General features: G+C 42.2%; 16 protein-coding genes and 1 pseudogene. 10 read left to right on the top strand and 7 right to left on the bottom strand.

Annotation, left to right across the window (positions count from 1 at the left end; all coding sequences use genetic code 11):
- Positions 1-603: 603 nt before the first annotated feature.
- Positions 604-2,376 (top strand): hypothetical protein, encoded by a 1,773-nt coding sequence (locus V7L05_RS26740; protein ID WP_442937884.1) that lies wholly within the window; start codon positions 604-606, stop codon positions 2,374-2,376.
- Here V7L05_RS26740 and glsA read toward each other — a convergent pair.
- Both glsA and V7L05_RS26730 read right to left on the bottom strand, forming a co-directional pair.
- On the bottom strand, positions 2,341-3,255 hold the full coding sequence (gene glsA, locus V7L05_RS26735; protein WP_335168646.1) for a glutaminase A: 915 nt from the start codon (positions 3,253-3,255) through the stop codon (positions 2,341-2,343). The two genes, V7L05_RS26740 and glsA, sit on opposite strands and share 36 nt — an antisense overlap.
- Before the next feature lie 41 nt (positions 3,256-3,296).
- Complete coding sequence (locus tag V7L05_RS26730) at positions 3,297-4,067, bottom strand: SIMPL domain-containing protein (protein WP_335168644.1); 771 nt, start codon at positions 4,065-4,067, stop codon at positions 3,297-3,299.
- Positions 4,068-4,283: 216 nt separating this feature from the next.
- Here V7L05_RS26730 and V7L05_RS26725 point away from each other — a divergent pair, with 216 nt between their 5' ends.
- Positions 4,284-5,798: a thioredoxin-like domain-containing protein gene (locus tag V7L05_RS26725; RefSeq protein WP_335168642.1), complete on the top strand. Its 1,515-nt coding sequence runs from the start codon at positions 4,284-4,286 to the stop codon at positions 5,796-5,798.
- 89 nt (positions 5,799-5,887) lie between these two features.
- On the opposite strand, the gene V7L05_RS26720 is transcribed toward V7L05_RS26725, so the two are convergent.
- Complete coding sequence (locus tag V7L05_RS26720) at positions 5,888-6,421, bottom strand: DUF4352 domain-containing protein (protein WP_335168640.1); 534 nt, start codon at positions 6,419-6,421, stop codon at positions 5,888-5,890.
- A 623-nt stretch (positions 6,422-7,044) separates the two neighbouring features.
- Between V7L05_RS26720 and V7L05_RS34870 the strand changes: the two are divergent.
- The 5 genes and pseudogenes from V7L05_RS34870 to V7L05_RS26705 all read left to right on the top strand — a co-directional run bounded on the left by V7L05_RS34870 (position 7,045) and on the right by V7L05_RS26705 (position 9,628).
- Positions 7,045-7,251 (top strand): annotated as a pseudogene (locus V7L05_RS34870) (KGK domain-containing protein).
- The gene (locus V7L05_RS26715; protein ID WP_335168638.1) at positions 7,248-7,598 is read left to right on the top strand and encodes a DUF952 domain-containing protein; all 351 of its coding nucleotides are present in this window, start codon (positions 7,248-7,250) and stop codon (positions 7,596-7,598) included. The pseudogene V7L05_RS34870 and the gene V7L05_RS26715 overlap by 4 nt, the downstream one beginning before the upstream one ends.
- A 53-nt stretch (positions 7,599-7,651) precedes the next feature.
- Positions 7,652-7,735: an AtzG-like protein gene (locus V7L05_RS34865; RefSeq protein ID WP_335173435.1), complete on the top strand. Its 84-nt coding sequence runs from the start codon at positions 7,652-7,654 to the stop codon at positions 7,733-7,735.
- Positions 7,736-7,764: 29 nt separating this feature from the next.
- Entirely contained in the window at positions 7,765-8,424 is a 660-nt protein-coding gene (locus V7L05_RS26710) for a Uma2 family endonuclease (protein WP_335168637.1), read from the top strand.
- Between the two features lie 283 nt (positions 8,425-8,707).
- On the top strand, positions 8,708-9,628 hold the full coding sequence (locus V7L05_RS26705; protein WP_335168754.1) for an RluA family pseudouridine synthase: 921 nt from the start codon (positions 8,708-8,710) through the stop codon (positions 9,626-9,628).
- 190 nt (positions 9,629-9,818) lie between these two features.
- On the opposite strand, the gene V7L05_RS26700 is transcribed toward V7L05_RS26705, so the two are convergent.
- The 4 genes from V7L05_RS26700 to V7L05_RS26685 form a co-directional block, all read right to left on the bottom strand.
- Positions 9,819-10,811, bottom strand: a complete 993-nt coding sequence (locus V7L05_RS26700; protein WP_335168635.1) for a cyclase family protein — start codon at positions 10,809-10,811, stop codon at positions 9,819-9,821.
- Positions 10,812-10,988: 177 nt separating this feature from the next.
- On the bottom strand, positions 10,989-11,756 hold the full coding sequence (locus V7L05_RS26695) for a phycobilisome rod-core linker polypeptide (RefSeq protein WP_335168633.1): 768 nt from the start codon (positions 11,754-11,756) through the stop codon (positions 10,989-10,991).
- Between the two features lie 419 nt (positions 11,757-12,175).
- Positions 12,176-12,778: a hypothetical protein gene (locus V7L05_RS26690; RefSeq protein WP_335168632.1), complete on the bottom strand. Its 603-nt coding sequence runs from the start codon at positions 12,776-12,778 to the stop codon at positions 12,176-12,178.
- Positions 12,775-13,392, bottom strand: coding sequence for a phycobiliprotein lyase (locus tag V7L05_RS26685; RefSeq protein ID WP_335168752.1), 618 nt, complete (start codon positions 13,390-13,392; stop codon positions 12,775-12,777). The genes V7L05_RS26690 and V7L05_RS26685 overlap by 4 nt, the downstream gene beginning before the upstream one ends.
- 318 nt (positions 13,393-13,710) lie before the next feature.
- On the opposite strand from V7L05_RS26685, the gene V7L05_RS26680 reads away from it, so the two are divergent.
- From V7L05_RS26680 to V7L05_RS26670, 3 genes are all read left to right on the top strand, one after another.
- On the top strand, positions 13,711-13,878 hold the full coding sequence (locus tag V7L05_RS26680; protein WP_073643977.1) for an NblA/ycf18 family protein: 168 nt from the start codon (positions 13,711-13,713) through the stop codon (positions 13,876-13,878).
- Positions 13,879-14,110: 232 nt separating this feature from the next.
- The gene (locus tag V7L05_RS26675) at positions 14,111-14,668 is read left to right on the top strand and encodes a bleomycin hydrolase (RefSeq protein WP_335168627.1); all 558 of its coding nucleotides are present in this window, start codon (positions 14,111-14,113) and stop codon (positions 14,666-14,668) included.
- Positions 14,669-14,746: 78 nt separating this feature from the next.
- Entirely contained in the window at positions 14,747-15,241 is a 495-nt protein-coding gene (locus V7L05_RS26670; RefSeq protein ID WP_335168625.1) for a bleomycin hydrolase, read from the top strand.
- The last annotated feature ends 236 nt before the right edge of the window (positions 15,242-15,477 follow it).

The raw sequence follows: 15,477 nt of genomic DNA, 5'->3' as shown, positions 1-15,477 counted from the left end.
CTCCTCTCTTGATCAGGAATGAGGAATCATGAATACCACAAAGTAAAGTTTAGTCGCATACTCCAGAATTTTTTTACTGAAGCCGCGATCAAGACCTGATGTGGATTGTTGTTTCTCGTTGAATTATAGAGTCTTAACTTGTACTTTGTTGGAGATATTTTAACAATAATTCAAACTTGCTCGAATATTGCTGAAATTCCTGCGTAATCTGGCTTTTAACTTCAAACTCTTTGTCCAAAAGTCAATAGATTCTCCATTTAATTTACAAACTATAACAATTCGTAAAATTTATGCTTTGGCTGTATGTAGCCAATGTTCCAGCTTTTGCTACTGTTGTTCGTGAATATTTGTATCATATTTCAATTGTCATAAGTAAAAAGCTGTAAATAATATGATTTTTTTTAAATTTCCTCAGATCCACAGCAAAACTTCTGGGATCTGAGGCAGATTTCACCTTTTGGGCTATGTTCCCTATGGACAGTTTGAGCCAAAATAATCTAGTCAATTGTCGAAGACTATCACTGGGTGCAACGCATGAACTCGTGGCAGAAAAGGGTATTAGAGAAGCTCCTCCCTGAGAGGTTCCCGATTCTCAGGTGGGTAATGACATTGGTACTGGTATTAAGCTTGGCTAGTTGTGGCGAGAAAGCTGGCAGCCAGGAAGTATCTACTGGCTATAAAGAAAATCCCCCACAGATTTCTCAAATTTCAAAGCAATTTTCGGAAATTTCCCCACCATCTGTGATCCAAGAACTGCGTCCAATCTTGGAAGCTTATCAGCCACAAGTGACAATTGTGACTCCACTACCTGATGAAGTTTTCCCAGATAACAAAGTCACAGCCAGTTTTCAGGTTAAGGATCTACCAATATTTAAAGACCCACAATTACAACTTGGGCCTCATCTCCACGTAATTCTGGATAATCAACCTTATATACCGGTTTACGACCTGAATCAGCCTTTGGCTTTGCCAGACTTATCCCCAGGTACTCATACCCTGCGCGTCTTTGCCTCCCGTCCTTGGCATGAAAGCTTTAAGAATGAAGGCGCTTATGCCCAGACAACATTTCATGTCTTTACCAAAACCGACGACAACAACCCAGATCCCAAATTACCTCTGCTAACTTATAGCCGTCCTCAAAGCAGCTATGGAGCAGAACCAATCTTACTGGACTTTTACCTAACTAACGCTCCCCTGCACCTCGTTGGGAAGGACAATCCTAACGACGAATTCAGTGATTGGCGCATCCGCTCCACAATTAATGGTGAAAGCTTTATTTTCGATCGCTGGCAAGCAGTTTATCTCAAAGGCTTCCGTCCTGGTAAAAATTGGGTAAAACTGGAATTTCTCGATAACCAGGGAAATCCTCTCAAAAATGCCTTTAATACTACAGTTAGATTGATTGACTACCAGCCAAAGGGTAAAGATACTCTGTCGAAAATTACCAGAGGAGAACTTACAGCAGATGAGGTGCGCGGCATTGTAGACCCGAATTATAGGCTTGCACCTAAACCTACACCCACGCCATCGGTTGAAAAAACACCCCAAATACAACCGAAGGTAGAAAAACAGCCTATTCCTGAAACTGAAGTTCCAAAAGAATCCAAAACACAGCCAGAACAACCAAAATTAGAAGTTCCAACGGCTGTACCATCTCCCAGCTTGTCCCCGACACCACCAGAAATAATTACGCCAACGCCAGAACCACAGCCAGAGGTAACGCCAACCCCTGAATCAACGCCGTTACCGGAAAAAGCTATACCTCAGCCAACAAAACCTAGATTTGGCGGATTTTTTAACCGTGGGGCGGGTAAAGTCCCTACTCCACAAGCACCAATTGCACCATCTCCTAGTTTGCCACCGACGCTGCCAGAGATTATTGAGTCTCCAGCACTCGAACCACAGCCAAACGTAACGCCAACTCCTGAATCAACGCCGTTACCTGAAAAAGTTGCGCCTCAGCCAACAAAATCTAGATTTGGCGGATTTTTCAACCGTGGGGCAGGCAAGACACCTACTCCACAAGCACCAATTGCACCATCTCCTAGTTTGCCACCGACGCTGCCAGAGATTATTGAGTCTCCAGCACCAGAACCACAGCCAACGGTAACGCCAACTCCTGAATCAACGCCGTTACCTGAAAAAGTTGCGCCTCAGCCAACAAAATCTAGATTTGGCGGATTTTTTAACCGTCGAACGGGCAAGACACCTACTCCACAAGTAACAATTGCACCATCTCCGAGTTTGCCACCCACGCTGCCAGAGATTATTGAGTCTCCAGCACCAGAAATAATTACGCCGTTACCTAAAACAACAGATTCCGATCCAGAAAAACCAGAATTAACCAAAAACACTCAACTGCAACTCTTGCGCTAAAGTCTCAACAAATGCGATCGCTCCTACAGGATTTCCGATATTATCCAAGGCTGGACTGTAACAAGCGATCGCTCCCTCACTTGGTACTATTGCTACAAGTCCGCCACCAATCCCTGATTTCATCGGTAGACCAACTCTGACCGCAAACTGGGCAGAAGCTTCGTACAATCCACAAGTTAACATCACAGCGTTGACAATCCGGCGATTTTGTGCAGATATACAGCCATTTTCACAAGCTAGGAGTTTTCCCAACAGAGCTAAATCTTCAACTCGCCCAGATAGACAGCATATTTGCTCGTAGGTGTCAAGTGCTGTTTCAAGATTTTCGAGATGACCGGCTTCGGCGAGATAATTAGCGAATGCTTGATTAGCTGTTGAGCGTGTTAATCGCACTGAAGCCAGCATTACCTGATCTAACCTTAGTTGGCAACCCGCTAATTGGTTGAGCCATTGACAAAATAAAAAAGTGCGTTGATTAGCGTCCTTTCCTGGTAATTTATCAGACAGGGTAATTGCTCCACTATTAATCATCGGGTTGCGGGGGCGTCCGCGATCGCTAACTAATTGTTCTAAAGAATTGAAGGGTGCATCCGATGGTTCCACCCCAACCCACTCAAAAACTGTTTCTGCGCCAAAATGTTCTAGCAGATAAAGTAGAGAAAATGGCTTAATCACGCTCATTAGCGAGAAAATACAAGCTGTATCCCCAAAACTGATAGTTTTCCCCGATTCACAGCAGATGTGAACTGCAAAGCAACCAGGATAAGCTTTAGCTAATTGGGGAATGCGATGGGTAACTCGTCCTCGTTCAGCTTGGATTTTGGCTTGTTGTACCCAAGCTGATAACTCTGTGGTAGTTAATCTATCAAGTCTTTTCAAAAGTAATATCCGCTAAAACCATTTCTAGTTTAGTAAAGCGGTTACTGTTGAGCGGATTGATAGCGAACTTGCAACGTTACAAAAGCTTCTATTCTTTGTTCTCCAGCAACAACAGGCGTGCTGGCTAAATTCATTAGAGCCGATTTCTGTATTAAGTCAGTCATTTCTGGTATAGGTGGACGAGCGCCGTTAATTTGAATGCTAACAATTTGCTGTTGCTTGAGTTGCAAAGCACTAAGAGCTGCATCGGCTTGAGAGCGAGCATCTTTTGAGGCTGCATCAATCGCTTGTTTTTGTGCAGCAGCGATCGCCTCATCGGATGCTACTACTGTTACACCATCAATTCGTGTAGCTCCTGTTTTAATCGCTTCATCCAACAACGTACCAATTTTTTCTGGGGAAATTTGGAAGCGGACAAGATTAGTTGCATAATAGCCAATTATTTGGTTACCATCTTTTTGGCTGTAGCGGGGATTTAGACTGATACTGGTGGTTTCTAATTTACTGACATCTTGACGCGTTTTTAACAAGTTAACAACTGCTTGCGATCGTTTAGCAAGTTCCTGTTGGACAAATCCAGAAGTTTCACCCTGCACCTGAACGCCTAAACTGACTCGCGCATTTGTTTTGGGAATATCCACCATCCCTCGCCCAGAAACCACAAGTGTTTGAGATTGAAATGATGTATTTGGCTCAACTCTGCTTTGAGCCGCTTGACAACCTACCAAACTCAACAAACATAAAGCAGATAGCATCTGTGGTAAAGTTTTACCAAAATTAACTTTCAAACTTGCCAAATAATAGTAAGACATAACTGGAGCAAAAATTTTTGGGCATTTACAATATGACACTTAGGCAATTGATAACTGCTAACGTTACAGTTTTGGAAACTGAAAAAATCCCCTTATTTGGATCATTTAAATCAATCAGCCTTGAAGGTAAGCGATAGAAAAGCGCCCATATCAAAGCTTCTTTTGTGCGTCTTAATTACGAATTACGAATTACGAATTACGAATTACGAATTATCTATGATTCCCCGTGTTAGAGCGCCAGAATTACCGCAAAAGTACTCTTGGTTCAATACCGACAAACCTTTGTTTCTTAAACAACTCAAGGGTAGAGTCGTAATTTTAGACTTTTGGACATACTGCTGTATCAATTGTCTGCATATTCTGCCAAACCTGAAATATTTAGAACAAAAATATAAAGATAGTCTTACCGTTATTGGCGTTCACTCCGCCAAATTTGACAACGAAAAAGAAACAGAAAATATCCGCCAAGCTATTCTGCGCTACGACATTGAACATCCAGTTGTAGTTGATAGCGGTTTTCGGATTTGGGAAGAGTATGCTGTGCGTGCTTGGCCGACGTTAATAATTATTGATCCAGAAGGTTACGTGATTGGCCAGATTTCTGGTGAAGGAAACCGTGACACTCTAGACGAGTTGATTCAAAAGTTAATTCAGCAACACCGAGAGAAAGGCACAATTAATTTTCAAGAAATCAGCTTGACTTTAGAAAAACAGCGCCAACCATTAATTTCACCCCTAGCTTTTCCTGGTAAAGTTTTAGCTACTCCAACGGGTTTATTCATCGCTGACTCTGGACATCACCGCCTGGTTATGAGTAGCTTCGACGGAGAAATTCTACATTTGATTGGTACTGGAAAATCAGGTTTAATCGATGGTGCTTTTAACGAAGCGCAATTTTTTGCACCGCAGGGAATGGCTTATGATGCCGAAAATCAGATTCTTTATGTTGCTGATACAGACAATCATACCCTGCGGCGAGTTGATTTAAAGCGTCAAGTAGTGGAAGCGATCGCGGGAACTGGTGAACAAAGTCGCAATATCCGTCCTCATGGCGGTGCTGGTTTAGAAACCGCGCTGAATTCCCCTTGGGATTTAGTGAAAGTGGAAAATACCCTGTTTATTGCAATGGCTGGGTCGCATCAAATTTGGCAAATGGATTTGGAAACAGGCATTATCAAAACTTATGCTGGTAGTGGTGCAGAAGCGTGTATTGATGGTTCACTCAGCGAATCTGCCTTTGCTCAACCTAGTGGTATTACTAATAATGGGCAAGAATTATATATTGCTGACAGTGAAGTTAGTTCAATTCGCGGTGTGGGAATTGTAGAACCGTACCAAGTGCGAACCGTTTGCGGTAGTGGGAATTTATTTGGTTTTGGCGATGTAGATGGACAAGGTGAAGATGTCCGTTTGCAACACTGTTTAGGAGTGGAATACGCTCAGAATTTTCTATGGGTGGCAGATACGTATAACCATAAAATTAAATTAGTTAGTTCCAGTGGAAATTGTCAAACAGTTTTGGGAGATGGTTCTGCTGGTTTACAAAATGGTCAAGGTAAAAATACTCGTTTTTTTGAACCTTCGGGATTGAGTGCTATGAGTTCATATTTATATATTGCTGATACCAATAACCACGCCATCCGCCGCGTAGATTTGAATACTTTTGAGGTGACAACGCTAGAGTTTCTTGGGTTATGTGCGCCGGATGTTTGTATTCCGCCGAATTTATAAAATGATAACCTCACGTAAAGGTGCTGAGAAAAACTCTGCGTCTCTGCATGAGATTGAAAAGAGAACTAATTAAATAGTGCTACTGCTGGTTAAAGTTTTAAAGGGATGAATTCCAAATTTTTATTCGGAATTATAAATTTATCTGCCTTGATACCTTTAGGTGTGTCAAACAGTAAATCTATAGAACGAGCTTCACCTGGAGAAAAGGGTTTACTTAGCAAATGAACATCATATTTGAACTCCGTCTCTTTAACATCGTATTTGTTGCCTTTTGAGTCAACTAATTTTGATAATGGAAGAATGAACCATGCATCATCCTCTCGTTGTCTTTTACCACTTGTGTTTTTAACGTTTACAGAAACCACTGTCCAAACTTCAGCTGCTTCATATGTTCTGTACTTTCCTTGAATTTTCTGTCCTGCATATTTAATACCTGTTGCGCTAACTCCCCAATCTTTGCGATTAACTTTGCCGTTGACTGCTTTTGAAACTGGTTCAATGTTAGTAGTATCGGCGGCATTTGGTTGAGATGACGAAGGCTCTAATTTGGCTTGTTGCGAAGGTGTACAGGCAGAAATGATAAGTAACAATGCTGCAATAGATAAGTATTCAAATTTATTCATGGTTGGACTCTGGTTGTATATCCAAACCTCTTTAAGCCTTTTGAGAGCTTTGTTATTATAGTTCCCAAAAATTAACCAACATTAACAAATTATAAAATCACGCAAAGGCACTGAGAAAAACTCTGCGTATCTACGTAATTATTTCAATAATAATGTTGTAAAGTGATTGTCTTTAGCGGAGCTTGCATCAGTATTTTTACTGTAACACTGTTAATAATTGCCGATTAAAATAGGACTTACGCAAGAAACCTCTCAAACTCTTATTCCTCCGTGTCCTCTGCGTCCTCTGTGGTTCGATTTTCCGTTGCTTGTGCGTAAGTCCTGTAAAATAGTTAATTAGTTTAAACTATCATGCAGACACTTACTAAATTACATTAACTACTAGGATTAGCATGAACAAGATATGCCAACCATTAGACTTTGATGCTGATGTTTTATTATTTCGTAAAGATACATATACCGTTAGCAGATTCAAAGAATTGATATCTGAAAATTTTAGGGAGAAATTTCGTACATGATTAGATAATACTCAGGTCACTGTTTCACAAAGTTTGCAAAAGCTATGTATAAACGAAGTCTATTTTCAAGCTGAAGATATCACATAGCAATCTTCTAGTGAAGGCATAAATTGTCAACTTTTCAAAGTGGGCTCTACAGACTGGGAAGCAGGGAAACTCAGAGTAAAAGTATCTACATAAATTATTTTTCCATTGATTTCTAAGCAAGGTGTGAAATGGAACATTACTGTAGTGTTAGAATTTTATCCTGAGAATCCTAATGAATCTGAATCACCTTTAGATGATCTTCGTAAAATTATACAAGGAACATGAATACTATCTTCCATATTACCAAACGCCAACAATGGGAACAAGCAAAAGATTTGGGCAGCTATTGCGCTGATTCACTCGATTCTGAAGGCTTTATCCACTGTTCAAAATCAACGCAAATTGTCAAAGTTGCAAATACGTTTTTTTCTAATCAAAAAGAATTGGTGCTGCTTTTTATTGATTCTGATAAAATTCAACCTGAAATTCGTTATGAAGAAGCTGAAATAGGCGAATTATTTCCTCACATTTATGGTGAGTTAAATATTGATACTGTGTATCAGGTGATTGATTTTGAAGCTGGGGAAGATGGCTTTTTTGAGTTGCCGCAAGAAGTTATAAATTTAGAATAACGAACCACAGAGGCGCAGAGGACACGGAGGAGGAGAGATGAGAAGTCAAGAATTTGCAGGTAAGAGATGAGTATAGAGATGGTGTGGTGGGAAATTTTGAGAGAATTAATGCGATCGCTCATCTCAAATTTGAGTAAAAATGAAATTATTTAACAACTAACATTCTATGGTTACTCTTCAACTTAGACAAATTCAAGTTCCACCAGGGCAAAGAATAATACTGGAAGATGTCAGTTGGCAAGTATTTGAAGCAATTCTCAAGGAGTTAGGGGAACATCGCGGGAGTCGAGTAGCATACAGCCAAGGAACGTTAGAAATTATGGCTCCATTATCAGAACATGAGCGATCTAAGGTAATTATCGGAGACTTGGTGAAAGCTTTGCTAGATGAACTCGATCTCAATTGGGAGTCTTTAGGTTCAACTACCTTTAAGCGAAAAGATATCAGTGCAGGTATTGAACCCGATGATTGTTTTTATATTCAAAACTATAAGCTAATGATTGGGAAAGACAGGATCGACCTAACTGTTGACCCTCCTCCTGATTTGGCGATTGAAATTGATGTCACCTCTAAAACCCAAATTAGTGCCTACGAAGCCTTGAAAGTACTTGAAATTTGGCGATATGAAAGCAAAAACCTAGAAATTAGCTTGCTGCAAGGTGAGCAATATGTGAAGTCTCTCATCAGCCCCACATTTCCTAGTTTTTCGATCACTGATCTTATTCCCCGATTTGTGGAAATGGCGCGAACCACAGGAATGAGTTCAGCCCTCAGAACGTTTCGACAATCGGTAAGAGAACAAATACAAGACAACCAAGGCGAATAGAATAGAGCCTCCGGCACGCTGACGCGAACGCGGCTACACAAACTCTCGTCCGCCTCCGTGGACTAAGACCAAATCAAGGTTTCGCCTGGGTATACGCGGTTTATAACTGCCCTTTTAAATCATTCCGCGCTTTACTTAAAGAACGGGGAATTAATCTAGAGCAATTGTGACTGAATTTAATTTACAAATCCCAGAAAATAGCGATGGCTTCGCCAACGCCAAGGGCGAACGCTTATCAACTCCACTGGAAGATGCTGCACCTAGCTTGCTTCCCCTTGGGAGTATGATACACTGCGTCAACACTTCATGCGATCGCCTTGACCGTTACCTTTCCCAAGAATTAGCAGATTTATCCCGTTCCCGCATCCAACACTTAATCGAACAGGGTAATGTCCAACTTAACGATAAAGTTTGCACATCTAAGAAGATCAATGTCAAGGTAGGCGATCGCATCACTCTTAAAATACCAGAAGTCCAACCTTTAGAACTGCTTGCAGAAGATATCCCCTTAGATATCCTCTACGAAGACGACCAGTTACTTATTCTCAACAAACCCGCAGGCTTAGTTGTTCATCCTGCGCCCGGTCATCCAGATGGCACTTTGGTAAATGCCCTGTTAGCACATTGTCCCAATTTACCAGGAATTGGCGGAGTTCAGCGTCCGGGAATCGTCCATCGATTGGATAAGGATACTACGGGGGCGATCGCGATCGCTAAAACAGATATTGCCCATCATCATCTACAAGCGCAACTCAAAGCAAAAACTGCACGGCGAGACTACTTAGGCGTAGTTTACGGTGCGCCAAAAACTGAAAGTGGCACTATAGATTTGCCTATTGGTCGCCATCCTCAAGACCGCAAGAAAATGGCGATTATACCCGTTGAAGAAGGCGGACGATCTGCCGTCACTCATTGGCAAGTATTAGAACGTCTTGGTAACTTCACCTTAATTCACTTTCAATTAGAAACTGGACGCACCCATCAAATTCGCGTCCACAGCGCCAAAATGGGTCATCCCATTGTCGGCGACCGAGTTTATAGTTCTGGTCATTCAGTGGGGGTAAATTTGCCCGGTCAAGCACTCCACGCTTGGCGGCTCAAATTGCAGCATCCCCTATCTGGGGAGTTGATTGAGGTGACAGCTACTCCTCCCACCCACTTTACAAAACTTTTGGAGATGTTAAAAAGACGAACTACTTTATAAAACTAACAACTAGCGTGCATCAGATATGGTAAGTAGGTAGACAAAATTAATTGCACAATGTCATTGCGAATGAAGCGAAGCGTAATGAAGCAATCGCAGGGGTTTGGGATTGCGTCGGAAGCCTCGCAATGACTTTATAATATGTAATTAATTCTGCACAGGTATTTATAGAGTTTTTCATTGCTACATCTTACCGTACTCGTACACCCAATTTTGTATGCCAATGGAGGGGTTTATCTGCTTTTTGCAGGGGAGATTCTGGAATTTGACCTACTGACACGCCGTATTTCCAGTCTGGCGGACAGATAGCAATGTAACGTGCATAACCTCCCAAGCCACCTTTGAATTTGGGATACCCAATAGCGACCAACGCGCCTGTTTCTGGCACCTGATCTAGATTTGCAACACCCTCTGCTTGGGTATATCCATTTTTTAACAGCCAAGCTTCTCCTTCAAATGTTGGGGTGCTGTCTGTATCCAGGGGTTCATGTCCGTGGAAAAGAATTTTGCGGTTAAGGTGCAGAAATTGCAAAGCTTCTAGCTTCACCCCAGGAAACTTAGTTCTTGTGGGTAGTTCGGGGTTTGGCCATTCTTTAGACCAATCAGAGCGAACAAACACAACTGACTCTTGGGGAATCCTACCATGCTGACGTTCCCAATTCTGAATATCTTTGACATTTAGGTGGTAATTGGGGTCTTTGGCAACTTGATCTTGGATCGGAATTACTACTAGAGGACGAACAGCAAAGGTCGCTGGCAACTCATCGATAGCTGGATAATCAGGGTTCCAGTGAGCAGGTGGATCTAGTTGGGTTCCTAGCTGGTCGGTGGATAAATCATAATGAGTTGCTTCAAACCCATCCTTTTGGTAAGTGTATGGCTGATCTGTTTTTGGGTTGATAGCAGGCGCAAACTTTGATGAACCAAAACCTGACCATACAGGAATTCCCGGATCAATCGCATGAGTCAAATCAACATATTTGGCTGACTTGAGCGACTGCTGATAAACTTGCCACAGCGAAGGCTTACGTAATGGCTGTACCGCGTTTACAGACACCAAACCAGCACCAAACAGAACTATTAAACAAACAATTGGCCAGAAAGTTTTTTTAAATAGTTGACGCAAAAATCTATCTAAAATTCTGACTACAAAAGAGCTAACACTAAGGATAACTTGGCTCATACATATAAAATAACCAATTCCCAATGCCCAATGCCCCTTAACAACTAGCGTGCATCAGACATGGGATAGAGTCTGTTTCACTAGTTATATCTAAATGAAACTCCCACATAACCCAGGACTCATGCACGCTATAAAATGATCAAATGGATGTACTAGCCAGCCGCCGACCAAAAATCGTTATTTAATTCCTGCCAGTTGCCGATAAGGTACAGACTTTTCGATATCGATGTTGAATGACGAGATCCTTTGTGGCGCATTGCCAGTTGCATTGACACTTTGTGCCATAGACAAGAATAGAGCTGGATCGCCAGCCTTGGGCTTTTGCTCTTGGGGAAGGAATCTGCGTACTTCTACCTGCCAAATGATTTGAGGGAAACCCAGTTTGGTACGGTGGTAATCTTCGTATCGCGGAGATTTGATGTTGAATGGCAACTCACCCTCAGATTGGGATGGCAGTATCCGACGGCGCTGATATGGCACTGTGGAGTATCCAAAATTGCTCAGGTACTCTTCAGTGTTGAGTACTTCATCAACCAAGCCGACAATCCCCTTGGTAGCAACTACAATTGACCAAGCGATTTTTTCCCGCTCGTTGTATGGGTCGCGTCCTAGAACACGCTGGATTACTTGCTCAACAAAGCGATAATTATTGTTGAGGTCGTAGAAGCTTCTCTTAAAGGTATTGGAAAGCAGCAACCCGCGAATAAAGTCCCGCACTGTAATTTGTCCATTACGGAGTTGAGACTCTAAATATGTTTCGCGATCGGCAGCAAAGGCATAAAAGAAAATTTGACGATATGCTGCTTCGATCAGATCACCTAAATCTGACGGGGACAGTATATTGTCTGTATTAAAAATCCTGGGCTGTTCATCACCCGGCACTTCATATCCAGCTACACGCTGGTTTTGACTTGAAGGTTCATATTCTAACAGAGGAATTGCCACTCTAAAGCCTCCACGTTCTTAACTAAAGTTAACAAGTTTAAATCACATATTAAGGGAGTAGTTGGATCAGAATTTCAGATTCTGATAAAATTTCACGAAACTTAACTAAGGGGAATTTTAAGTATTTCGTCGGAAAAACGATTAGCCTGCTGGATTGAACCCATAGTTAATCAATAAAGGGAGTGGAATTTCCAACTTAATGACTAATGTAAATGGCTAAAAATTTTGTTCACATATTTCAGATTAGGAGATTCAGTTTCACCTTTTTGAATTGAAGCAATAAATTTTAACATTTAGCAAAAGAAATTAATGGAATATGGGGCATTGGGGATTAGGTATTGCATTAGTTATTTTATTCTACCTCCTGCCCCTTGCCTCCTTCAGTGACCGAAGAATAAAAGGATACAGAGCAAATAAATTTATTTATGGGGATTGTAATTTTGAATTTTGAATTTTGAATTTTGAATTCCCCGAAGGGGCTGACCTATCCAAAATTCTAAGGGATCTATGGTTGATTTACAGTAAGGCCAGCTACGCAAAGTTGCTTCCATCCCTGCCTTCCAGAAGGGTGGTTCCAATCCCAGTCCTAAGCATAGATGAGATAGAATGCTAGCAAATTGCTCATTGTGACCAAAGTCTCCTAGATGGGCATGGGCGTATTCATGGATGACTACACCAAACCAGTCTCTAGGTGCAACTCGACCGACATCTACCAAAATGGTGATTGGGTTTGTGAGAATGTTGCATACCCCATCAATGCCGAAGGATTGAGCTATGGGTACTGCAAAAATTTGGATGTGGCGACGCTCTTGGGGATGAAAGCACTCATGACAAACTTCTAGATAGGTGTTGATCTGAGCGTTTACGGTGTTAATATTCTCGCCGATCCAAGTGCAAATGGGGATGCGATCGCGCTTATTTTCAAACACATCCACCATCCCCGGTTCTAGGGCTAGCCCCTGTACTAGATGCAGATAATCTCGCCCACGAGTAAAAGCATCGGTTTGCTTAAGATCATTCACCAGCCCAAAACAGAATAAAACTGTGTTTTTTTCCGAACATCCTCCCCAAGTCTTTCTGTTACTTCTGCTGTGCTGGCAACCTCAACAGAAGTTTCAATGCGGCTTTCTGTACAAAATGATGCCGTGCTGAAGCCGCCAAACCGTTTGACTGTACTGGTTCGCATTCGCATATTTGGGCTGGCAAACCAGAATCGCTCAATGGAACTCATTGTTTCGTATTCGGTTGTCAACACTAGTCCATCTTCATCATCCATGTGAAAAAGACCGACTACAGGCATAATTTCGGCGTAGCCTCTTTCGCGGAGTAATTTGCCAGCCCTGGGGTTATCGCCATCAGGCACGATCGCAAATATGGTTTTCCCCTCATGGTTATCCTCACCCTCTCGATCCCAAGCCATTGTGCCTAGCCAACGCACACGCGACCCTCCGACTGAAAGGCTGGGGTCAATCTGATGATACTGGCATAGTTCAATGATTTCTGGATGATCGGCATCCAGAGTTTCTACCTGTATATCCGATTCTCCCGTCTCTGAGCGCTTGAACGCCAGATGATGAGTTGCACGTTGCGATCGCCACTTACCTGCACTTAGCTGAAAAAATTTCATTGCGTCTATCAATCTTCTGACTCCTACTTATTACTCCTGCGGATGATCTTTACCTTGTTTTTTCTTTTTAGAGTTATTGGTATCTAAACATTCTAAACATTACAGCCATTCGCGGCCAGCTTCAATAAATTCCCGACAAAGGCAGAAGCAGATGTGTTTTTCGGAAATTGTAAACTTTCATTATGAGGTTCTTATATAGCTTGACAATGTAGACAGTTTAATATCTCAGTGTTATGCTGATAAAAAGCGATGTATATCACAGACTACGCCTTCGCAGTAGCAGTAACAATAAATACCCTTCGATTCAGTCAATCCGAGGAGTGAATAATGGACTTCCCAATCGAACTAACCTTAGAGCAACAGTTTCGCTTAAAAAATTTGAAAGACCAGGTAAAAAACTTGAGTCAAGAAGAGGCTCAGGAATTTTTGTTAGAAGTTTTACGCCAGATGATGGTGAAAGATAATTTGGTCAAACATCTGCTCAAACAAGCTTGAGCAAATAAAACACAATATTTTTTCCTTAAGACTTACGCTGTGGCAGAGTTCCATTGAAACGCGTAAGTCTTAATTTTTTGGGCATAGAAATATTACAGATTATTACTTTGTCTCTCATAGTAAAGACTAGGGTACTATTGATCCCCTATGTTTTTGTTTGGCTACTCACAGTTAATCTGATCGAGAGACGCCAGAAATAATATCCGCCATTTGTGAATATTAAGGAGAACTCATGGTTCTTGATGCTTTTTCCAGAGCTGTAATTACGGCTGATGCCAAAACCGCTCCTATCGGTGGTACTGACTTGGCAGCCCTTAAGTCTTTCATTGCTGAAGGCAACAAGCGCCTTGATGCAGTGAATGCGATCGCCAGCAACGCTAGCTGTGCAGTTTCTGATGCGATCGCTGGTATTGCTGCTGAAAACACAGGTTTGCTGCAAGCTGGTGGTAACTTGTATCCCACTCGCCGGACTGCTGCTTGTCTACGTGATGCCGAAATTATCCTGCGCTATGTTACCTATGCGCTGTTGGCTGGTGATGCTTCCGTATTGGACGATCGGGCTTTGAACGGTCTGAAAGAAACCTACACAGCTTTGGGCGTACCTACTGGCTCATCTGTACGGGCTTTCCAAATCCTCAAGGCGATCAGCGTTGCTCATATCACCAATACCAACACTGAAGCTAACGGTGGTAAAAAGTTCCGCAAACTGGAAGTTGTTCAAGGCGACTGCTCTGCTCTAGCTGCTGAAGCTGCTAGCTACTTCGATCGCGTTATTTCTGCTCTGAGCTAATTGCTCATGGCTAAAGGCTATTAGCCAAGCAAACTGAAATTAAAACTCGATCAAATCTAATCTGGAGTATAAAAAGCAATGAAATCAGTTATCACTACGGTTATTGGATCTGCCGATGCAGCAGGTCGTTTTCCAAGCACCTCTGATTTAGAATCCGTTCAAGGTAGCATTCAGCGTGCTACTGCTCGTCTAGAAGCTGCTGAAAAGTTGGCTTCTGGTATCGATGCTGTAGCTAAAGAAGCTTATGATGCTGCCTTCAAGAAATATCCTTACCTGAGCCAAGAAGGTGAAGCTGGCGACACTCAAGTTAAGAAAGACAAGTGTTTCCGCGACATCAAGCACTACCTACGCTTGATCAATTACAGCTTAGTTGTGGGCGGTACTGGCCCTCTGGATGAGTGGGGTATTGCAGGCGCTCGTGAAGTTTATCGCTCTTTGGGTCTGCCCACAGCTCCTTATGTTACCGCGTTGACTTTCACTCGCGATCGCGCTTGCTCTCCTCGTGACTTGTCTCCTCAAGCCTTGGTTGAGTTTCGCTCTCTTCTCGACTATGTAATCAACTCCCTTTCATAATAATAGGGATTGACTAAATGTAGACGAGCGCTCGTCATACTCTGAAACTCAGGGACTCTCAGTTTGTTGCTTGACCTATATCTGGTTGAGTGACTTACTAAGAGTCCCTCAGTTGTAATTAACTGTGAACAGTTATATAGCAATCTGACTTTTCCCGTTAAGTCTGTTTTGCAAGTTGCCAACCTTCACACAGGTCATGCAATTTTAACCAACCTCGCCACAGAACTTGGATACCA

The organism is Nostoc sp., from assembly GCF_036917755.1.
In the GTDB taxonomy this organism is placed as follows: domain Bacteria; phylum Cyanobacteriota; class Cyanobacteriia; order Cyanobacteriales; family Nostocaceae; genus Nostoc.
This window is presented reverse-complemented; position numbering and strand designations above follow the sequence as displayed.

Excerpts from the sequence above, each read along its gene's own strand:
- V7L05_RS26740 (WP_442937884.1), top strand. The coding sequence starts at position 604 with ATGACATTGGTACTGGTATTAAGCTTGGCTAGTTGTGGCGAGAAAGCT.
- V7L05_RS26730 (WP_335168644.1), bottom strand. The coding sequence starts at position 4,067 with ATGTCTTACTATTATTTGGCAAGTTTGAAAGTTAATTTTGGTAAAACT.
- V7L05_RS26725 (WP_335168642.1), top strand. The coding sequence starts at position 4,284 with ATGATTCCCCGTGTTAGAGCGCCAGAATTACCGCAAAAGTACTCTTGG.
- V7L05_RS26720 (WP_335168640.1), bottom strand. The coding sequence starts at position 6,421 with ATGAATAAATTTGAATACTTATCTATTGCAGCATTGTTACTTATCATT.
- V7L05_RS26715 (WP_335168638.1), top strand. The coding sequence starts at position 7,248 with ATGAATACTATCTTCCATATTACCAAACGCCAACAATGGGAACAAGCA.
- V7L05_RS26710 (WP_335168637.1), top strand. The coding sequence starts at position 7,765 with ATGGTTACTCTTCAACTTAGACAAATTCAAGTTCCACCAGGGCAAAGA.
- V7L05_RS26705 (WP_335168754.1), top strand. The coding sequence starts at position 8,708 with ATGATACACTGCGTCAACACTTCATGCGATCGCCTTGACCGTTACCTT.
- V7L05_RS26700 (WP_335168635.1), bottom strand. The coding sequence starts at position 10,811 with ATGAGCCAAGTTATCCTTAGTGTTAGCTCTTTTGTAGTCAGAATTTTA.
- V7L05_RS26680 (WP_073643977.1), top strand. The coding sequence starts at position 13,711 with ATGGACTTCCCAATCGAACTAACCTTAGAGCAACAGTTTCGCTTAAAA.
- V7L05_RS26675 (WP_335168627.1), top strand. The coding sequence starts at position 14,111 with ATGGTTCTTGATGCTTTTTCCAGAGCTGTAATTACGGCTGATGCCAAA.
- V7L05_RS26670 (WP_335168625.1), top strand. The coding sequence starts at position 14,747 with ATGAAATCAGTTATCACTACGGTTATTGGATCTGCCGATGCAGCAGGT.